The 20386-nt window shown below is 67.0% G+C and carries 18 protein-coding genes; 10 read left to right on the forward strand and 8 right to left on the reverse strand.

Annotated elements, in window-relative coordinates; all coding sequences use genetic code 11:
• The first annotated feature begins 1 nt into the window (after nt 1).
• From ispF to OHQ90_RS07500, 4 genes are all read left to right on the forward strand, one after another.
• A complete protein-coding gene (gene ispF, locus OHQ90_RS07485) occupies nt 2-469 on the forward strand; it encodes a 2-C-methyl-D-erythritol 2,4-cyclodiphosphate synthase (RefSeq protein WP_328412668.1) in 468 nt (155 codons plus the stop codon).
• A 66-nt stretch (nt 470-535) separates the two neighbouring features.
• Nucleotides 536-1963: a cysteine--tRNA ligase gene (gene cysS, locus OHQ90_RS07490; RefSeq protein ID WP_328408558.1), complete on the forward strand. Its 1428-nt coding sequence runs from the start codon at nt 536-538 to the stop codon at nt 1961-1963.
• Entirely contained in the window at nt 1963-2943 is a 981-nt protein-coding gene (gene rlmB, locus OHQ90_RS07495) for a 23S rRNA (guanosine(2251)-2'-O)-methyltransferase RlmB (RefSeq protein WP_328408559.1), read from the forward strand. Before cysS ends, rlmB begins: the two co-directional genes overlap by 1 nt.
• 79 nt (nt 2944-3022) lie before the next feature.
• Nucleotides 3023-3301 carry a DUF4190 domain-containing protein gene (locus OHQ90_RS07500; protein WP_328408561.1) on the forward strand — a complete coding sequence of 93 codons (279 nt, stop codon included), beginning with the start codon at nt 3023-3025 and terminating at the stop codon, nt 3299-3301.
• Between the two features lie 3 nt (nt 3302-3304).
• Here the strand turns inward: OHQ90_RS07500 and OHQ90_RS07505 are convergent, their stop codons facing one another.
• From OHQ90_RS07505 to kstR, 7 genes are all read right to left on the reverse strand, one after another.
• The gene (locus OHQ90_RS07505) at nt 3305-4114 is read right to left on the reverse strand and encodes an enoyl-CoA hydratase/isomerase family protein (protein ID WP_328408563.1); all 810 of its coding nucleotides are present in this window, start codon (nt 4112-4114) and stop codon (nt 3305-3307) included.
• Between the two features lie 701 nt (nt 4115-4815).
• On the reverse strand, nt 4816-5991 hold the full coding sequence (locus OHQ90_RS07510; protein ID WP_328408565.1) for an acyl-CoA dehydrogenase family protein: 1176 nt from the start codon (nt 5989-5991) through the stop codon (nt 4816-4818).
• A 260-nt stretch (nt 5992-6251) separates the two neighbouring features.
• On the reverse strand, nt 6252-7097 hold the full coding sequence (locus OHQ90_RS07515) for a metal ABC transporter permease (RefSeq protein WP_442941449.1): 846 nt from the start codon (nt 7095-7097) through the stop codon (nt 6252-6254).
• A 29-nt stretch (nt 7098-7126) separates the two neighbouring features.
• Complete coding sequence (locus OHQ90_RS07520) at nt 7127-8014, reverse strand: metal ABC transporter ATP-binding protein (RefSeq protein ID WP_328412670.1); 888 nt, start codon at nt 8012-8014, stop codon at nt 7127-7129.
• Between the two features lie 189 nt (nt 8015-8203).
• Nucleotides 8204-9067, reverse strand: a complete 864-nt coding sequence (locus OHQ90_RS07525) for a metal ABC transporter solute-binding protein, Zn/Mn family (RefSeq protein WP_328412672.1) — start codon at nt 9065-9067, stop codon at nt 8204-8206.
• Between the two features lie 246 nt (nt 9068-9313).
• Nucleotides 9314-11884 (reverse strand): trehalose-phosphatase, encoded by a 2571-nt coding sequence (gene otsB / locus OHQ90_RS07530; protein WP_328408569.1) that lies wholly within the window; start codon nt 11882-11884, stop codon nt 9314-9316.
• Nucleotides 11885-12166: 282 nt separating this feature from the next.
• Nucleotides 12167-12895 carry a cholesterol catabolism transcriptional regulator KstR gene (gene kstR / locus OHQ90_RS07535; RefSeq protein ID WP_328408571.1) on the reverse strand — a complete coding sequence of 243 codons (729 nt, stop codon included), beginning with the start codon at nt 12893-12895 and terminating at the stop codon, nt 12167-12169.
• Nucleotides 12896-13102: 207 nt separating this feature from the next.
• Between kstR and OHQ90_RS07540 the strand changes: the two genes are divergently transcribed.
• Genes OHQ90_RS07540 through OHQ90_RS07565 form a run of 6 tightly spaced genes read left to right on the forward strand, consistent with a single transcriptional unit; the run spans nt 13103 to nt 20039 of the window.
• A complete protein-coding gene (locus tag OHQ90_RS07540) occupies nt 13103-15274 on the forward strand; it encodes an acyl-CoA dehydrogenase family protein (protein ID WP_442941342.1) in 2172 nt (723 codons plus the stop codon).
• A gap of 25 nt (nt 15275-15299) precedes the next feature.
• A complete protein-coding gene (locus tag OHQ90_RS07545; RefSeq protein ID WP_328408575.1) occupies nt 15300-16364 on the forward strand; it encodes an acyl-CoA dehydrogenase family protein in 1065 nt (354 codons plus the stop codon).
• Nucleotides 16349-17509: an acyl-CoA dehydrogenase family protein gene (locus OHQ90_RS07550; protein ID WP_328408577.1), complete on the forward strand. Its 1161-nt coding sequence runs from the start codon at nt 16349-16351 to the stop codon at nt 17507-17509. Before OHQ90_RS07545 ends, OHQ90_RS07550 begins: the two co-directional genes overlap by 16 nt.
• 34 nt (nt 17510-17543) lie before the next feature.
• Nucleotides 17544-18470: a bifunctional MaoC family dehydratase N-terminal/OB-fold nucleic acid binding domain-containing protein gene (locus tag OHQ90_RS07555; protein WP_328412674.1), complete on the forward strand. Its 927-nt coding sequence runs from the start codon at nt 17544-17546 to the stop codon at nt 18468-18470.
• Nucleotides 18467-18868 (forward strand): MaoC family dehydratase, encoded by a 402-nt coding sequence (locus OHQ90_RS07560; RefSeq protein WP_328408578.1) that lies wholly within the window; start codon nt 18467-18469, stop codon nt 18866-18868. The genes OHQ90_RS07555 and OHQ90_RS07560 overlap by 4 nt, the downstream gene beginning before the upstream one ends.
• Entirely contained in the window at nt 18861-20039 is a 1179-nt protein-coding gene (locus OHQ90_RS07565; RefSeq protein WP_328408580.1) for a lipid-transfer protein, read from the forward strand. The genes OHQ90_RS07560 and OHQ90_RS07565 overlap by 8 nt, the downstream gene beginning before the upstream one ends.
• Before the next feature lie 134 nt (nt 20040-20173).
• Here OHQ90_RS07565 and OHQ90_RS07570 read toward each other — a convergent pair whose 3' ends face one another.
• Nucleotides 20174-20386 (reverse strand): hypothetical protein, encoded by a 213-nt coding sequence (locus tag OHQ90_RS07570; protein WP_328408582.1) that lies wholly within the window; start codon nt 20384-20386, stop codon nt 20174-20176.

Consider the following 20386-nt stretch of genomic DNA (forward strand, 5'->3'; position numbering starts at 1 on the left):
CATGCGGGTCGGCATCGGTAGCGATGTGCACCCTGTCGAGCCGGGCCGGCCCTGCTGGATGGCCGGATTGCTCTTCGACGGCGACGACGGCTGCGCGGGGCACTCCGACGGCGATGTCGCGGCGCACGCACTGTGCGATGCGCTGCTCTCGGCGGCCGGACTCGGCGATGTGGGAGCGGTGTTCGGCACCGGAAGGCCCGAGTGGGAAGGTGTTTCCGGCGCGGCGATGCTCGAGGAAGTGCGTAGGTTGCTGGACGAAGCCGGCTTCGGCATCGTCAATGCGGCGGTGCAGGTCATCGGCAATCGACCCAAGATCGGTCCGCGCCGCGCGGAGGCGCAACAGGTGCTCGGCAAACTCCTCGATGCACCGGTCTCGGTCTCCGGAACAACCACGGACGGACTGGGTCTCACGGGTCGCGGCGAGGGTGTCGCGGCAGTGGCTACCGCGTTGCTGGAGACGCGGGTATAGCATCCGGCCGGTCACACCCCGAGCCGGGCCGTGAACCCGCAGGTACACCAGCTAGTATCGACGGTCGTGACGCTGCGCCTCTTTGACACCGACACGCGGACCGTGCGCGATTTCGCGCCCTTGGTCCCCGGCCGTGCTTCGGTATATCTCTGTGGCGCCACCGTTCAGGGTGAGCCGCACATCGGTCATGTGCGCAGCGGAGTCGCGTTCGATGTGCTGCGGCGCTGGCTGCTTGCACACGATTACGACGTCTGGTTCATCCGGAATGTCACCGACATCGAGGACAAGATCCTGACCAAAGCCGCCGAGGCCGACCGGCCGTGGTGGGAATGGGCCTCGACCTATGAGCGGGCCTTCGATCGCGCCTACTGCCTGCTCGGTGTGCTGCCGCCGTCGGCGGAACCGCGGGCAACCGGTCACATCACGCAGATGGCCGACCTGATGCAGCGGCTGATCGAGCGCGGGCACGCCTACGCCTCGGAGGGCAACGTCTACTTCGACGTGCTCAGCTATCCGGACTACGGCAAGCTGTCGGGTCACCGGATCGGCGATGTGCACCAAGGCGAGAGCCTCGGCCACGGCAAGCGCGACCCCCGCGACTTCACGTTGTGGAAGGCCGCGAAGCCCGGCGAGCCGTCCTGGCCGTCGCCGTGGGGTCCCGGCCGCCCCGGCTGGCATCTGGAATGCTCCGCGATGGCCGAGTTCTATCTCGGCCCTGAATTCGATATCCATTGCGGCGGTATGGATCTGGTGTTCCCGCACCACGAGAACGAGATCGCCCAGTCCAAGGCCGCCGGTGACGGCTTCGCGCGCTACTGGCTGCACAACGGCTGGGTGACCATGGGCGGCGAGAAGATGTCCAAGTCGCTCGGCAATGTGCTTTCCGTGCCGAATGTGCTCAAACAGGTTCGGGCCGTGGAACTTCGGTTCTACCTCGGCAGCGCGCACTACCGTTCGATGCTGGAGTACTCGGACAAGGCGCTGCACGACGCCGCGCAGTCATATCAGCGCATCGAGGCCTTCATTCATCGGGTCGTGGAGCGGGTGGGTGACATCCCGGTCGGGAAGTGGACCGACGCGTTCGCCGCTGCCATCGACGACGACCTCGCCGTGCCGAAGGCGCTGGCCGAGATCCACTCCGTGGTCCACGAGGGCAACAAGGCGCTGGAGGCGGGCTCGATCGACACCGCCCGGGATCTGGCCGGACAACTGCGCGCCATGCTCGGCATTCTCGGCGTCGATCCGCTCGATCCGCATTGGTACACCCCCGAGGACAACTCGGTCGCACTCGATGCGCTCGACGTGCTGGTGCGTGCGGAGCTCGAGCGCCGCCAGCAGGCGCGCGCCGACAAGGATTGGGCGAGCGCCGATGCCGCGCGGGACCGGCTGCATGCCGCAGGCATCGAAGTGACAGACACCCCTGACGGTCCGGAATGGTCGCTGGCCGCTACAACATCATCGCCTGGCGCGGTGCAGAGTGGAAAGGCGAACTGATGGCAGGCAACTCACAGCGTCGAGGCGCAATTCGTAAGGGCGGCACCAAGAAGGGCGCGGTCGTCGGCTCCGGTGGGCAACGCCGCCGCGGCCTCGAAGGGCGCGGCGCGACGCCGCCCGCCGTCGAGCGCACCAAGCATCCCGCGGCCAAGCGGGCCGCCGCCAAGGCGAAGGCCGAGGCAAAGGGGCGTCCGGGTCCTCGCGGTGCGGCAGGACGCGCAGCAGGACGCAAGAACGACGATGCGCCGGAGATGGTGCTCGGCCGCAATCCGGTCGTCGAATGCCTGCGTGCCGGTGTTCCCGCGACGGCGCTGTACGTCGCGGTCGGCACCGAGAACGACGAGCGACTGACCGAGAGCGTGAAGATCGCCGCCGACGCGGGCATCTCCATCCTCGAGGTGCCGCGCACCGATCTGGATCGGCTGAGCGCCAACGGTTTGCATCAGGGCGTCGGGTTGCAGGTGCCGCCGTACCGGTATGCGCATCCGGACGATCTGATCGCCAAGGTGCGGGAATCGGCGGAGCCCGCCCTACTGGTGGCGCTGGACAATATCTCCGATCCGCGCAACCTGGGCGCCGTGATCCGCTCGGTGGCGGCGTTCGGCGGGCAGGGTGTGTTGATCCCGCAGCGTCGCAGTGCGAGTGTTTCGGCGGTGGCCTGGCGCACCAGTGCGGGCGCCGCGGCCAGGCTCCCGGTCGCCCGGGCCACGAACCTGACTCGCACACTGAAGGATTGGGCCGCCCAAGGCTGCCAGATCGTCGGCCTCGACGCGGGCGGCGACACCACCCTCGACGACTTCGACGGCCGCGAGCCGACCGTCATCGTCGTCGGTTCGGAAGGCAAGGGCCTGTCGCGGCTGGTCCGTGAGACCTGCGACTCGATCCTCGGCATCCCGATGGCGGGCCCGGTGGAATCGCTGAACGCCTCGGTCGCGGCGGGTGTGGTGCTCTCCGAGATCGCCCGCCAGCGCCGCGCCTGAGCGACGAATCGACACAGTCCGACAAACTCGGGCACGCCATTGAGCGGCAAAGTGGCTCTCGCCCCGTAGAATTCGGGCGGTGGTGATACCCAACCAGCCCATCGGCCAGCCGGTCGAACATCCGAATGCGACGGCTGTGTTGTTCCTGGGCGCGGCCAGTCTGATCTGCTGTGGTCTGCTCGGGCCGGTGGCCTGGGCTCTCGGCAAGCGTGCCCTCGACCAGATCGAGGAATCCGGCGGCGCCTACGGTGGCCGTGTTCAGGTGATGGTCGGGTACATCCTCGGCATCGTCGGCACGATCCTGATGGTCTGCTGGGCCGTGCTCGTCCTGTTGATCATGATCAACGGCAACGCGTAGGCATCAATCGAGGCTCGGGCGCTCGGATTTGCCCTTGCTGTCCCACGCGGGCCATTCCTCGCTGATGCTGCCGGTCCAGTTGGGCTGTCTGCGATCGCGGAAGGCCGCCATCGCCTCGCCGCCATCGATGCTCTTGGCGACGTGCTCGTTCAGGTCACCCTCGAGTTGGCCGACCACGGTCGGGCTCATGCCGAGCCCCTCCCACAGCAGTCGCTTCGACAACGCGACCGGCAGCGGCGCCGACCCGTTCGCGATGTCGTGCGCGATCGCGAGCGCGGTCGGCACCACTTCGCCCGCGGGCAGGCAGCCGTTGGCGAGGCCCATTGCCTTGGCCTCGTCGCCGTCGAAGGTCCGGCCGGTCAGCATGATGTCCGCGGCATTGGCCATACCGACCAGCCGCGGCAGCGTCCAGTGCGCGTAGCCGTCGGCGAGCACGCCGCGGCGGACCTGGTTGAGCCCGTACACCGCATCCCGCGCCATGTACCGCAGATCGCACTGGAGAGCCAGCGCGAGCCCGATACCGACCGCGTGACCGTTCACCGCGGCGATCACCGGTTTACGTACCCGCCACGGCGGCGGCTCGATGGTCGCACTGACATCACCCACCCGATTGGAAAGGTCAGCGCCCGCGCAGAACGCGGGCGGCGTGCCGGTCAGGACGACCGCGCGAATCGCATCCTCGGCGTCGCAGCGTGCCAGCGCGGCACTGAGTTCGGCAGCCATCGCCGGCGTGACGGCGTTCTGCTGAGCGGGACGATTGAGCGTGAGCACGGCGATGCCCGCAGAGACATCGACGAGCAATTCCGGACTCATGCCACTGGATGTTAATGGAGTTTGATTTGCAGCGGGCTGTGTGTTTTTGGCAGCGCCTTCGGCGCTGCGTGTTCGCGGCCCCCTTGGTCTCGCTTCCGAGCCGTCGAGACTCGCGCCTGCGGCGCATGCGCTTCGACGACTCGGAAGCGAGACGGGCCGCGAACTCTAGTGCTCGGTCTCGCTTCGCTCGGAAGGCATCATCGTGCCGAGTGGGTGCGTTTGTGGGGGTCTTGCGACTTTGTTGTGGGCGCTTGGGGGGTTCGGAGGTGAGATGGGGGTCGCGAACTTTGGTGCTGGATGTTGCTGTGTTCGGTAGACATCATCGTGCCGAGTGGGTGCGTTTGTGGGGGTCTTGCGACTTTGTTGTGGGCGCTTGGGGGGTTCGGAGGTGAGATGGGGGTCGCGAACTTTGGTGCTGGATGTTGCTGTGTTCGGTAGACATCATCGTGCCGAGTGGGTGCGTTTGTGGGGGTCTTGCGACTTTGTTGTGGGCGCTTCGGGTGTTCGGAGGCGAGATGGGGGTCGCGAACTTTGGTGCTGGATGTTGCTGTGTTCGGTAGACATCATCGTGCCGAATGGGCACGTCTGTGGGATCTTGCGAACTGTTGTACGCGCTTCGGCTGCTCGGACGCGAGACGGGGCGAACTCTTTTGCTGGATCTCGCTTCACTCGGAAGGTGTCATCGTGCCTAGTGGGGGCGCTCAGTTGCTGCGCAATACCTTGCGGCCGATGGCGTACTTGTGGACCTCTGTCGGGCCGTCGTAGAGGCGGAAGGCGCGCATGTCGCGGAAGATCATTTCGACTACGGTTTCGTCGCTGATGCCGATCCCGCCGAGCACCTGCACGCAGCGATCGGCGACCTTGAACAGTTCTTCGGAGACGAAGGCTTTGGCGATGGAGCTTTCGTGGCGCGCCTTCTCGCCCTGGTCCATCAGCCAGCAGGCGTGCCAGATGGTCAGGCGGCACTGGTGCAGTGCGATCTCGTTGTCCGCCAACATGAACGACACGCCTTCGTGGTCGCCGATCGGCTTGCCGAATGCGGTGCGGGTCTTGGCGTAGTCGACCGCGATGCTCTGTGCCCGCTCGGCCGCGCCGAGCCAGCGCATGCAGTGGGTGAGCCGGGCGGGGGCCAGCCGCAACTGCGCGTAGCGCAGCGCCTGGCCGGTCTCGCCGAGCAGTGCCGACTGGGGCAGGGTGAGGTTGTCGAAGCGGACGACGCCGTGGCCGCCGACGTAGTTGCGGTCCATCGTGTTCATGGTGCGCTCGATGACGATGCCGGGCTGGTCGCCGTCGGTCAGGAACAGCGTCGGGCCTTCCGGCACGTGCGGGTTCGGCGCAACCTTGGCCATGATGATCCAGGTCTTCGCGCCGTCGGCGCCGGTGATCAGCCACTTGCGGCCGTTGATAGTGAAGTTCTCGCCGTCGAAGGTCGCGGTGGTGGCCAGCTGGCCCGGGTCCGAGCCCGCGCCGTCCGGCTCGGTCATCGCGAAGACGGTGCGCTGGTGGCCGGCAACCGCGGGGGCGAGGTGGCGTTCGACCTGCTCGGGGTTGGCGATCTTGGAAAGCAGGAACATATTGCCCTCGTCGGGCGCGGCACAGTTCATGGCGACCGGGCCGAGGGTGGACCAGCCCGCCGCCTCGTAGATCACGGCTTGCTCGATGTGCGTGAGCCCGCGCCCGCCGAGAGACTCCGGGGCCTGGACGGTCAGCAGCCTCTCGGCGCGGGCCAGTTCGACGAGTTCCTGCCTGAGCTCATCGGTCGGGCCGTGCGAGGTCAGCCGCGGGTCGCGCTCGAAGGGGACGATCTTGTCGATGACGAACTGGCGTACCCGGTCGCGTTCGGCGGCGAGTTCGGCGGGAATCGTGAAGTCGATCATCGTTGGTCACCATTCGTTCGGGGGCGCGTCCGTCGAGCATACGAAACCTCCGCAGCCCTACTGAAGGCACCCGCCCTCAGCCATCGGAGATGTCGATCGCGCAGACTTCATGCGAATCGGAGTTCGCCAGATCTGTCGAGAATCCGGCCGGTGTTTCGAGCGGTCGATGTACGCGACGGTTCCGACACCGTGCTGCACCGCTACCGGGTCGAGCGGTCCGAGGTGATCGGTGCGCGGTCGCGTGTCCGGCGCTCGGCGGCTCAGGCGGTCCGGGCGGTCCGGGCGGCGCGGCGGCGCTGCGGCCCGACCACGCGGCAGATCAGGTAGATCAGGAACGAGATCGTCGTGACGAACGTCGACACCGGAACGCCGGGCGCGAGCGACAACAGAATGCCGCCGACGGCGGCGATCTCGGCGAACACCACGGCAAGCACGGTGGCGCGCACCGGATTCGCGGTCAGCTGCGCCGCCGCCGCTGCCGGGGTGATCAGCAGCGCGAGCACCAGCAGGGCCCCGACGATCTGCACGCCGAACGCGGCCGTGATGCCGAGCATGACGGCGAACACCACCGACAGCGCCCGCACCGGTACGCCGCGGGCCAGCGCCACCTCCGGATCGGAGCTGGCGAACAGCAGTGGCCGATAGACCATGGCGAGCACGGCGAGCACCAGCACCGTGCAGGTCGCCAGCAGCGCGAGGCCGCTGTAGCCGACGCTGACCACCTGACCGGTCAGCAGTGAGAACTTCGATCCGGCGCGTTCGGGACCGAGCCAGAGGAACAGTACCGAGAGCCCGAGCCCGAACGACAGCACCACCGCGATCACCGAATCACGTTCCCGCGCTTTGGTTCCGAGCACGCCGAACAGCACCGCGGCCACGACGGAGCCGACGATCGCGCCGAGGCCGACCCCGATCCCGGCAAGCAAGGCGGCGGCCGCACCGGTCAGCGAGAGCTCGCTGGTGCCGTGCACCGCGAAGGACATCTGTCTGCTGATGATCAGCGGGCCGATGGCGCCCGCGAGCAACCCGAGCAGGGCAGCGGCCAGCACCGCCTGCTGGACGAAGGAGTAGGACAGCAGGTTCACGGTGGTGGAGAAGTCGAACATCTTCGACACCACACCCGAGAGTTTGTCGATCACGCGCGAACCCCGCTCGGCTCGGTCTCGGTTGCGGAAAGCCGCGAGTCGGGCTCGGATGGCACGGCGCCATGGCAATGCTGGGCGCCGGCCGCGCCGAGCGCGTCCATGGTGTCTCCGGTGCCGACCACGACCAGCCTGCCGCGTACCCGCAGCACGTCGACCTCGGTCTGATACAGCTCCGACAGCACCGCCGAAGTCATCACCTCGTCCGGCGTTCCGATCCGGAACTTCCCGTCCACCAGGTACAGCACCCGATCCACCAGCGGCAGAATCGGATTGATCTCGTGCGTCACGAACAGCACCGCGGTGTCGTGGGTGCGTCTGCGCCGATCGATCAGCTCGGACACCAGCCGCTGATTGGCCAGGTCCAGGCTGAGCAACGGCTCGTCACAGAGCAGCACCTTGGGATCGCCGACCAGCGCCTGCGCAACCCGCAGCCGCTGCTGTTCGCCGCCGGACATGGATTCCAGTGGCGCGTAGGCGAATTTCTCGGCGCCGACGTCGGCGATGGCGGCCGCGACCTTGCGCTTGCGTGCCGCCCGCCCGCGCAGCCCCACCCCCCAGCGGTGTCCGTCGACGCCGAGTCCGACCAGGTCGACGCCACGCAGCTGCACGCCTGCGTCGATGGTCTTCTGTTGCGGCACATAGCCGATGTCTGGATTGCCCGCGCGGGCGGGCGCGCCTGCGATTTCGGCGGTTCCCGAGCTGAGGGCGAGCTGTCCGAGCAGCACCTTCAGCAGCGAGGTCTTGCCGGATCCGTTCGGCCCGAGCACCGCGACGAACTCGCCTTGCCGAATGTCGAGATCCAGTCCCTGCCAGAGCGTGCGGTCGCCGAACGACATCCGCGCGGCGTCGAGATGGACGGCGGCCTCATCGTTGCTCATCCGCGACGGCAACCGCCGTTCGACCGGTTCGGCATGTTCGGTCAGCGCGGTTCCCTCACTCATCTCGGCACATCTCCGCCCGCATCGGGCTCGCCCCTGGTGGCGCAGGCTCGGCCACCGGCCGCATCAGCGCGGTGCTCGGCGACATCGGTATGGTCCATGGCCGCATCGGCTCAGCCCCCGGCGACATCATCTCAGCGCCACGGCGAGAGCCTGGGCGTTATCGGTCTGCCACTGAATGTAATCCACACCCGCGGGCAGCGTTTCGGTCACCTCGACGACAGGGAGGCTCGCAGACTCCGCCAACGCGCGCAGATTCTTGGTGATCTTGTCCTGGGTCTGCACGTTGTAGACCAGGGCGCGGACCTTCTTGCCGGTCAGCAGATCCTGGGTCGCGGCGACGGCAGCGGGGGCCGGATCGGTCTCCTGCTCGATCGCTTCCTGGAACTCGTGCGGGGTCAGATCCGCGGCGCCCGCGGCGACGAGCAGGTAATGCGCGAGTGGTTCGGACTGCAGCACCGGCGTTTTCGGGTGCTCGGCGGCGATCTTGGTGGCGATGGCGGTGATCGCGCCCAGCCGGCTCTTGAACACCGCGGCGCGGTCGGTGTAGGCGGCGGCGTGCGCCGCGTCGATCTCGCCGAGTGCTGCGGCGATTCGGTCGGCGACCGTACCGACGGTGCTCAGGTCGTAGAAGACGTGCTCGTTCTCGTCGCTCTTGTCGGTGCGGGATTCGAAGGCGTCGACGGTGCGCTTGCTCTTGCCGGATACGGCTTTCTCGATGAACTCGTCGTAGCCGCCGCCGTTGTAGACGACCAGATCTGCATCACTGATCTTCGCGGACTCCACCGCGGAGGTCTCGTGGGAGTGCGGATCGGCCGACGGATCGCTGACGATGGCTGTCACTGTGGCGTCCGGCCCTGCAATGGTCGCGGCGATGCCACCCCACACATTCGTCGATGCGACGACGCTCGGTTTGTCGGAGTCCTTCGAAGCGCCGCACGCGGTGAGGGCGAGTGCGGTGGCCACTCCCACGCTGATGCCGGCGAATTTCATGGCAATTCGGGATCTCACGCGGGGGTACTCCTGGCGGCGCTCTGGATCTCGCAGCGCTGTGTTCCGACCGACCCGCAAGTAGTCGCTGGCGGCAGTGCTCTAGATCATAATGGAAATCGTTACCGTTTTACTTTAGCAAGAGTCCCCGCTGAGCACGAGTCGGTGTTTCCTGCATCACTCGAATACGAGCCGGGCCCGCGAACAGGGAATCGTTCGCGGGCCCGGGTTATGTGGTTGTCGAAGCGGCTAGACGAGCGCCTCCACCGGCTTGCCGAGCAGCTGGGCGCAACGCAGCAGGCCGAGATGGCTGTAGGCCTGCGGGTGGTTGCCGAGCGAGCGTTCGGCCACCGGGTCGTACTCCTCGCTGAGCAGGCCGGTCGGGCCCGCGACGTCGACCAGCTGGGCGAACAGCGCCTCGGCGTCGGAGCGCTTGCCGATCAGCAGATACGCCTCGACCAGCCAGGCCGCGCACAGATGGAAGCCACCCTCGCCGCCGGGCAGGCCGTCGTCGTGGTGGTACCGGTACACGGTCGAGCCGCTGCGCAGCTCGGCCTCGGTGGCAACGACCGTCGCCGCGAACCGGGGATCGGAAGGCTCGATGAGCCCGCTGAGACCGATGTGCAGTGTGGCCGCGTCCAGGTCGGTGCCGTCGTAGGCCGCGGTGTAGGACTGGACCTCTTCGTTCCAGCCCTTGGTCTTGACCTCGTCGGCGATGATGTCGCGCAACGTGACCCAGACCGGATCGATCTGCCGATCGAACTTCTGCGCCAACGTGATCGCCCTGTCGATGGTCAACCAGCCCATCACCTTGGAATACACGTGGTGGCGCGGGTTGCCGCGGATCTCCCAGATGCCGTGGTCGGGTTCCTGCCAGCGCCGCTGCACCGCGGAAACCATGGCGTGCACCAGCTCCCAGTCGGCATCCGGCAGCGCGTGCGCCGGATCGGTGATCCCCTTGTGCTCGCGGCCATGGGCCAGCGACGCGATGAGGTCGACAATCGGACCGAAAACGTCCAGCTGCACCTGCATATTCGCGGCGTTACCGACGCGCACCGGCCGCGATCCCGCATAACCCGGGAGCTGATCGATCGACGCCTCGGGCGGCAGGGTCTCGCCGTACAACGTGTACAGCGGGTGCAGGCGCTCCGGGCCGGGCAAGGTCTCGAGCACCCGGTGCACCCAGCCGAGGAATTCCTCCGCCTCGGTGAGTGAGCCGAGTGAAACCAGCGCCTGTGCGGTCAGTGAGGCATCGCGCAGCCAGCAGTAGCGGTAGTCCCAGTTGCGCACGCCGCCGATGTCCTCCGGCAGCGAGGTGGTCGCGGCGGCCAGGATCGAACCGGACGGGGCGTGCACGAGCCCGCGCAGGGTGAGCGCGGAGCGCTTCATCAGATCCGGCTTCAGCGGCGGCAATTCGAGCTTGGCCGCCCACTGGGCCCAGTAATCCTCTGCGTCCCTTCGTCGTTCCGGCTCGCTGGTCATGGCGGGCGCGAGATCCTGCGTGCCACAGCGCATTTCCAGCACGATCGGACCGTCCGACGGATCGACGACGGCGCGCGCCGAGCTGTGCATGCCGTCGGTCTGGATCTCCCATTCCACGCCGGGGGAGCGCAGCACCATCGGGTCGTTGGTGCCGAGCACGCGCAGCCCGGTCGGTTCGCATTCGATGGTCACCGGCACCTGGCCGAATTCCGGTCGCGGTGCGAAGGTGACGACCGCTTTGGCGTCACCGGTGATCACCCGGGTCAGGTCGGTCCTGGTCGGCGCGACGTCGTGCGGCAGGTAGTCGACCACTTGCAGGCTGGCCCAACGGGTTTCGACGGTCATGGTGCCGTCGATGTAGCGCTGCGAGAGCGGCAGCCCCGGCCGTTCCGGAGCGATGGTGAAGTGGCCGGCGTCGGGTCCGCCGAGCAGGTGTGCGAACACCGCCGCCGAATCCGGTTCCGGATGGCAGAACCAGGTGACCGTCGCGTCCGGCGTCAGCAGCGCGACCGAGCGCGGACTCGACAGCATGGTCAGACGCTCGATGCGCGGCGCGCTCGCGCCCGCCAACCAGGTGCGTCGCTCTTCGAGCAGGAAGGCCAGCGCCCAGGACACGCACTCGGTGTTGTCGACCCGGAACTTGGCCATGCTCTCGCCCTTGCCGACCTTGATGCCGACATCGGGGCCCGAGAGCATGCGGAAGGCCTTCTCGTCGGTGACGTCGTCGCCGAAGAACACCGCGGCGGACGCGCCCTCCTGGTGTCGGACGGTATCGAGCGCGACGCCCTTGTCCGTCTGGATCACCGCGAGCTCGATGACTTCCTTGCCCTCGGTCACCTGCACACCGACCCAACAGGCCGGCCCTTGCCTGACCTGTTTGAGCGCGCGGAGGCCGATTTCCGGGCTGGCATTGCGCACATGCAACGCGACGCTGGCAGGTTTGATCTCCACCGAGGCGCCGGGGTTGTCCGCGGCGATCTGGGAAAGAGAGGTCTGCACTTCTTGCAGCAGCTGTTTAGCGTCGTTGTCGATGGCATGCACGAAGCCGACATCGAATTCCGAGCCATGGCTACCGATGAGTTGCACCTCGACCGGGAGTCTGGACAGTGCCGCGAGATCCCGCAGCGCGCGGCCGGAAATAACGGCCGCGGTCGTTCCCGTAAGGCCGGCGAGCGCGCGCAGCGCGCTCACCGATTCCCGGTGGGGAAAAGCCTTCGTCGGGTCGGACACGATGGGCGCGATCGTCCCGTCGTAGTCCGATGCGACCAACAGCCGTGGCACGCGCGCAACCGTCGACAATGCACGGCGAAGTTCAAGTGGCAGATCCTGTGCGCTCACGCATCCAACCTAGTGATCGGAGGAGTTTTTTCAGGGGCGCGGTGAACAATACTGTGTTTAATTTGTCGCACATACGCGCGCCGGTGTGCGTGCGCACGATTGCGTCCTGGCTTATCAACCATCTAGTGGATTTGCCCAGCTGGCGTGCTTTTACCCAACTTCCAGCGTGGGCTGGCTCACTTCGGCCGACTCGCGCGCAGGTGCTCCCGGTGGTGGTGAGCCCGCCCGACGGAGTTGCCTGGAATCAACTGGATCCGTGCTCGTCCGGGTGCGGGCCCCGCCTCACTTGCGGTTCTCGCCCAACAGGAGATCGACCGTCAATTCCAGGCGCTCGGTGACATCGGTCGCCGAGGCGCGCCTGGTCAGCCAGGCCACCAGGTTGGAAAGCCACACGTCGCTGATGACCCGCGCAATCGCCAGCTGGCGTTCGGTGGGCTCGCCGTCGTTCATGGCACGTGCGAACACCCGATCCATCACCTTGCCGACCCGGTCGACCTCGGCGGCCGCCGACGCGTCGGCGAACATGAAGGCTCTGGTCATGGCCTCGGTGAGCAGCGGGTCGCGCTGCATCATCCTGGTGATCTGGGTGAGCAGCAGATGCATGCGTTCGCGCGGCGACTGTCCGGCCAGCGGCTTTCGTTTGCCCTCGATCTGCTCGAATTCCCGCGACAGCGCGGAGACGAGCAGATGCACCTTGGAGGGGAAATAGCGATACAGCGTCCCGACGGCGACATCGGCGCGTTCGGCCACCGCGCGCATCTGCACCGCGTCGTAGCCGCCCTTGGAAGCCAGCGCCAGGGTCGCGTCCAGAATTCGCTTCCGGCGTTCCCGCTGTGCGGCCGAACTCAGCTCGTCCTCACTGAGCGTGGTGACCGTCGCGGTAGGCGGTGCTGCATTCGATTGGCGGCGTTCGCGGGCCCCTGCGTGGTCACGCTCCGCTACCGCCTCCGTGGCCGTCGCTCGCGCCGCCGGGCTCGAGTCGGCAGGCTGGGATCGGGAGGGACTGGCCATTGATGAGAGTCCTTTCCGGAAACGTCGTTCCATCGGCTTGCTTTTGGGTCGTTGGCGTGCGCTTTCGACCCGCAAGGCGAGTTCGTCTCTTGACTTCCGCCCAGCTAGGATATTAGAACATGTTCTAGGTGTGGGAGTCACGCCGGAGAGGCGGTACGGAGTGTGACCATCGCCACCACTGACGAGCATAAAGCCGTTCAGGAGTCGATGCGTGGATGGGCCGGATCGGTGCATCCAATTGCAACAATGCGCGACGACGCCACGAACTTCTGGCGCGCGTACTGGCCCGCGCTCGCGGACCTCGGAATTTTCCGGGTCGCGGTCGCCGAGGATGCGGGCGGCGCGGGCGGCTCGGTCGCCGACCTCGCCGTTCTTATCGAACAAGCAGCGCATGATCTGGTGGGTGGACCGGTGCTGGCAACGGCATTGGCGAATCTGGTTACCGGGGGCGCCATCGATGAGGACCTGCCGTGCGGTGTCGCGCTCGACTTCATTGTCGAATCCGCAGTGAGCGTACCGGCCGCATCCGATGAGCTACTGCTCACCGGTGTCTGGGATTCGGTGCTCGGCGCGGCGCCCGAAACCGCGGTGCTGCTGCCGGTGCAAACCCCGAATGGGCAGCGCTGGTGCCTGATTCCGGCGGATGCCGACGGTCTGCGGGTCGAAGCGCTGCCGCCGTTGGACCCCAGCACCCCACTGGCCAAGGTGCACTGCGCCGAGGTACGGGTGCCCGCCGAGCGCGTGTTCGAGTCGCCGCACCCGGTCGAGGATCTCGTGGTGGTGCTGGTTGCCGCCGAGCTTGCCGGCCTGGCCGGCTGGTGTTTGGAGACCGCGGTCGAATACGCCAAGGTGCGTGAGCAATTCGGCCGTCGGATCGGGTCTTTCCAAGCGGTCAAACATATTTGCGCCTGGATGCTGTGCCGGGCCGAGCTGATCCGTGCCGTCGCGGCCGACGCCGCTGCCGCGGTGGACGAAGGCGGGGCCGAGCTGCCGATCGCGGCCGCGATCGCCGCGACCATTTCCCTCGATGCCGCGGTCGAGACCGCGAAGGACTGCATCCAGGTGCTCGGTGGCATCGGATTCACCTGGGAGCACGACGCGCACTTCTATCTGCGCCGTGCGATCGCCCTGCGGCAACTGCTCGGTGGTTCGGCCCGCTGGCGGGCCCGAGTGACCGAGCTGACCCGCGCGGGCCGCCGCCGCGCCACCGGAGCGGACCGGGTTTTCGCCGCGGCGCGAGCGACGGACCCGGATGCGGTAGCGGAGCGTGACCACGAAGACAGCCAAATGAACACTGTCGATGGTGTCGCCGCCGACGGCGCAAGCACAAACGAACTGGCCGCCGAGGTGGCCCGTATCGCCGCGCTGCCCGCCGAGCAGCGACGCGACGCCATGGTCGAGGCCGGGCTCGTCATGCCGCACTGGCCCGCGCCCTATGGCCGTGGCGCGGATCCGATGACGGGGCTGGTGATTTCGGAGGAACTGCGCCGCGCCGGGCTGGAATCGCCGGACCTGGCGATCGGCGGCTGGGCGGTGCCCACCCTGCTGCAGCACGGCACACCGGAGCAGATCGAACGATTCGCGTGGCCGACGCTGCGCGGCGAGGTCGTCTGGTGTCAGCTCTTCAGCGAACCGGGAGCCGGTTCGGATCTGGCCGCCCTGCGCACCACCGCCAAGAAGGTCGACGGCGGCTGGGTGCTGCGCGGCCAGAAGGTGTGGACATCGTTGGGCGACAAGGCGAACTGGGCGATCTGCCTGGCCCGCACTGACGCCGAACTGCCCAAGCATCGTGGCATCAGCTACTTCGTCGTGGATATGCACAGCGCGGGACTCGAGGTGCGCCCGCTCGTGCAGATCACCGGTGAGGCGCGCTTCAGCGAGGTATTCCTCGATGATGTCTTCGTTCCCGACGACGGTCTGGTCGGTGCGCTGAACAACGGCTGGAAGATCGCCCGCTCCACCCTGTCGACCGAGCGGGTCGCCATGGGCGGCAACGGAATCGGGCCGGTGCTCGAGGAGCTCATCGCCAAGCTGCCCGCGACCGGACCCGGCGCAGAGCTGCTGAACGATCGGCTCGGTGGCTTCGTCGCCGACGCGATCGCTGGACTATTGCTCGAGCAGCGCGCCGCAGTGCGGATGCTGGCGGGTGGCGATCCCGGTGCGCAGAGCAGCGTGCGCAAACTCGTCGGTGTCCGCCATCGCCAGGCGGTCGCCGAATTCGCCGTGGAGACGGCAGGTGCTATCGGTGCGCAGGACTCGGAAGTGGCAAAAGAGTTCCTGCTCACACGCTGTTTGTCGATCGCTGGGGGAACCGAGCAGATTCTGCTGACCGTGGCTGGTGAGCGGATCCTCGGACTACCCCGCGATACGGACAGCTAGTCGACAAGTCAACTGGGAGAAAAGCGTGGACTTCACCAGGGACGAGGGCCAGGACGCCGTGGCCGAGGTCGTCGTGAGTTTGCTGGAGCATGAACCGGCACGCGATATCGAGCTGTGGCCGAAGCTCGTCGACAGCGGATTGCTGTCGGTCGCCTTGCCGGAGCGCTTCGGCGGTGATGGCATGGGCCTGCCGGAAGTAGCGGTGCTGCTGACCGAGTTGGCCACCGACGCGGTGGCGGTGCCCGCCGTCTCGACGCTCGGTTTCGGGCTGCTTGCGCTGCTGGACGCGTTGCCCGAGAGCGTTGCCGAGCAGGTGTTCCCCGAGGTGGCCAAGGGCGCCGTGCTCACCGCGGCGTTGAGCGAGCCGGCCAACCCGTTTGTGGTCAAGCCGGAAACCATGGCGGTCACCGAGGGCGGTTCGGTGCGCATCACCGGTCGCAAGGTGGCGGTGCCCTACGCGGACCTTGCGCGCTGGCTGCTGATTCCCACCAATTCCGGTATCGCGCTTGTCGAATCGGATGCCGAGGGCATCACGCTCACACCGTCGCCGGTGTCCGGCGGCATTCCCGAGTGCAGTGTGCGCCTGGACAATGTCGAGATTCCGGCCGAGCGGCTGCTGCCCGGCGGCATCGCACAGCTGCACCGGCTCGCGGTCGCGTCGATCGGCTCCGTCGCGGACGGGCTGCTGAAGGGCGCGCTCGTCTTGACCGCCGAACATGTCCGCACGCGCAGACAGTTCAACAGACCGCTTGCCGAATTCCAGGCGGTGGCGCAGCAGATCGCCGATCTGTATGTCGTCTCGCGCACCCTGCACGCCGCCGCCGTATCGGCGAACTGGGCGCTGGCGCACGATGATCCCGGCCAGGCACACCAGGAGCGGATCGACGACGATCTCGATGTCCTGGCCTACACCGTGGCGTCGGAATTGCCCGCGGCCATGCAGAAGTGTCATCACCTGCACGGTGGCCTCGGCGTCGACATCACCCACCCGATGCACCGCTACTACTCGCAGGCCAAAGACATCGCGCGCTGGCTCGGCGGCGAATCGTTCCGACTCGATCGATTGGGGGCCAGATGTTCATCGACCTGACCGCGGAGCAGCGCAAGCTGCGCGATGAATTGCGTTCGTACTTCGCCGATCTCGTGACTCCCGAAGAGGAAGCCGAGATGGCGCTCAACCGACACGGCGACGCCTACCGCGCGGTGGTGCGCCGGATGGGCGCGGACGGTTGGCTCGGTGTCGGCTGGCCCAAGGAATACGGTGGCCAGGGCTTCGGTCCGATGGAGCAGCAGATCTTCTTCAATGAAGCGGTCCGCGCCGATGTGCCGCTGCCGCTGGTGACACTGTTGACCGTCGGGCCGACGCTGCAACAGTTCGGCACCGACGAGCAGAAGGCCAAGTTCCTACCCGGAATCCTCTCCGGTGATATCCATTTCGCGATCGGTTACTCCGAACCCGAAGCGGGCACCGACCTGGCCTCGCTGCGGACCAGTGCCGTGCGCGACGAGTCCGGCGACTGGATCGTCAACGGGCAGAAGATCTTCACCACCGGTGCGCACGAGGCCGACTTCGTCTGGCTGGCGTGTCGGACCGGATCGGTCGAGTCGCGGCACCGCGGCATCACGATCCTGATCGTCGACACCACCGACCCCGGTTATTCCTGGACCCCGATCATCACCTGCGACGGCGCCCACCACACCAACGCCACCTACTTCGACAATGTCCACGTCCCGGCGAACATGCTGGTCGGCGCGGAGAACCGAGGGTGGAAGCTGATCACCACCCAGCTCAACCACGAGCGGGTGAGCCTCGGCCCGTCGGGCAAGATCGAGCAGCTCTACGACAAGGTGCGCGACTGGGCGCAGCCGCGCGGTGTGCTCGCCGAGGCCGACGTGCGTCGTTCGCTCGGCCGTATCCACGCCATGGTCCGGCTGAACGAGCTGCTGAACTGGCAGGTGGCAGCCACCGTCGACGGTGACCAGGCCACGGTGATCGCCGATGCGTCGGCGACCAAGGTGTTCTCCACCGAATCGCTGCAAGAGGCGGGCCGGCTCGCCGAGGAAATCATCGGCCGCTACGGCGATCCCGCCGATCCGGCTACCGCCGAATTGCTGACCTGGCTGGACCGCAGAACCAAACAGAACCTGGTGGTGACCTTCGGCGGCGGCGTCAACGAGGTGATGCGCGAGCTGGTCGCCTCGTCCGGGCTGCAGTTGCCGCGAGTACCGCGATAGTGAACAACCAAAGGAGCCGCGCGTGCCGGAAACCATGACTCCGGAAGCGATTACCGCCGCCGCCGAGCACATCATCGCGGCCGGGGACTGCGCGCCACGTCCCGGGCGTGACCCGGTGAACCAGCCGATGATCAACAACTGGGTCGAGGCGCTCGGGGATGCCAATCCCATCTACGTCGACGAAGAAGCCGCACGGGCCGCAGGTTTCCCCGGCGCTGTCGCACCGCCTGCCATGGCCCAGGTGTGGACGATGTTCGGGCTCAACGGTTCGCGCCCGGACGACGATCCGATGGCCAAGGTTACCGAGCTGCTCGACGGCGCGGGCTACACCTCGGTGGTCGCCACCGACTGCCAGCAGACCTACCACCGGTATCTCACCGTCGGTGAGCAGGTTTCGGTGACCAGCAGGCTGGCCGAGATCCGCGGCCCCAAGCGGACCGCGCTGGGGGAGGGCTGGTTCGTCACCTTCCAGACCAGCTGGCAGGTCGGCGACGAGGTCGTCGCCGAGATGCTCTTCCGCCTGTTGAAATTCGCGCCCGGCACCGGCGCCGCACCGAAAGAACCCGAGGGGGCCCGCGTCAAGCCGCTGGTCTCCTGGGACACCGAGTTCTTCTGGGAAGGCACCAAAGCAGGCGAGCTGCGGATCCAGCAGCTGCCCGACGGCACGCTGCGGCACCCGCCGATCCCGGCGATCTGGAAAGACAAGTCCGAGCAGACCGACTATGTGGTGGCCTCGGGACGCGGCGAGGTATTCAGCTACGTCGTGCATCACGCTCCGAAAGTGCCCGGTCGGCAGCTGCCGTTCGTTGTGGCGCTCGTCGAATTGGAAGAAGGCGTGCGCATGCTCGGTGAACTGCGCGGTATCGACCCGGCCGAAGTGAAGATCGGGATGCCGGTCGAGGTCGAGTTCGACAAGCTCGACGACGAGGCCGTGCTGCCGGTCTGGCGGGTGTGCGCATGACCGCCGTGCAGGTAGGCACCGTGCTGCCGGAGCTCGTCATCGAGGCCGACCCGACCTTTGTGGTCAGCACGGCCCTGGCCACCAGGGATTTTCAGGATGTCCACCACGACAGGGACAAGGCGATCGCCCGCGGTTCCAAGGACATCTTCGTCAATATCCTCACCGACACCGGGCTGGTGCAGCGCTTCGTCACCGATTGGGCCGGTCCGCGCGCCATAGTGAAGTCGATCGCGCTGCGGCTCGGTGTTCCGCTGTATTCCGGTGACACCCTGACCCTTTCCGGCACGGTGACCGAGGTGGCAGGCGACGAGGTCCACATCGACATCGTCGGCAAGGACAGCCTCGGCGACCACATTACGGCGAAAGCCGTTATCTCCTATCGGGGTTCGAATGACTGAGCAAGGTATCTCGGGCCGCGCGGCCATCGTCGGGATCGGCGCCACCGACTTCTCCAAGGACTCCGGGCGCAGCGAACTGCGGTTGGCGACCGAGGCAGTGACCGCGGCGCTCGCCGATGCGGGCCTCACGCCCGCCGATGTCGACGGCCTGACGACCTTCACCATGGACACCAACACCCAGGCCGCGGTCGCGCGTGCCGTCGGGATTCCACAGCTGAAGTTCTTCAGCCACATCGGTTACGGCGGTGGCGCGGCGTGCGCCACCATCCAGCAGGCGGCGATGGCGGTTGCCACCGGCGTCGCCGACGTCGTCGTCGCCTATCGGGCGTTCAACGAGCGCTCGGTGTCGCGCTTCGGTCAGTTCTCCACGGCGCTGGCCACCGCACCGACCTCATCGGGCATCGACGCGGGCTGGTCCTATCCGCAGGGGCTGGGCACACCGGCCGCCCAGGTGGCTATGGTCGCCCGCCGCTACATGCATGTGTACGGCGCGACGAGCGAGGACTTCGGCCGGGTGGCCGTCGCCGACCGCAAGCATGCCGCAGTGAACCCGAACGCCTTCTTCTACGGCAAACCGATCACGCTGGAAGAGCACCAGAATTCGCGTTGGATCGCCGAACCACTGCATCTGCTCGACTGCTGTCAGGAGTCCGACGGCGGGGTGGCGATCGTTGTCACCAGTGCCGAACGCGCCCGCGATCTTCCACAGCGTCCGGCCGTAATCGCCGCCGCCGCACAGGGTTCCGGTGCCGACCAATACGTGATGACCAGCTACTACCGCGACGCCATGACGGGTCTGCCGGAGATGGGCCTTGTCGGTGCGCAGCTCTGGGCACAGAGCGGGCTACGCCCCGACGATATGCAAGCCGCCATCCTCTACGACCACTTCACCCCGTTCGTCCTCATGCAACTGGAGGAACTCGGCTTCTGCGGTCGCGGCGAGGCCAGGGACTTCATCGCCGACGGAGCCATCGAAGTGGGCGGCCGCCTCCCACTGAACACGCACGGCGGCCAACTCGGCGAGGCCTATATCCACGGCATGAACGGCATCGCCGAGGCCGTCCGCCAAATCCGTGGCACCTCCGTCAACCCGGTCCAGGATCTGGAGAACATCCTGGTCACCGCGGGTACCGGGGTACCTACCTCGGGTCTGGTGCTCAGCGCGAACTGATCTGATCCCGGCGTTGACCGGGATCGCATGGCCGTCGCCGGGATGCGGGATATTGTCTGCCGCTATCCCGGCGACCAGCCATGCCTGCGATCGAATGCAGCCAGGATGTCGCCTGGTATCGACGATGAGCGCCGTCACTCGCCGAAACCTCGGGCGAGCTCGGTACCGATTTCCTCGGCGGTGAGTGGTCCGCTGCTGCGGTACCCGCCGGTTGTCGGGCGTGGTCTCGCCGCAGTTTCGTCGATCAGCCTGTCGATCTGCTGTGCCGGCGTCAACCCGTGGGCTGCCGCTAGCCGATGCAGCCTGTCGCGGGTTGCCTTCGGTACCTTGATGGTTATAGCGGTCAT

The sequence above is a fragment of the Nocardia sp. NBC_00403 genome, from assembly GCF_036046055.1.
GTDB lineage: Bacteria > Actinomycetota > Actinomycetes > Mycobacteriales > Mycobacteriaceae > Nocardia.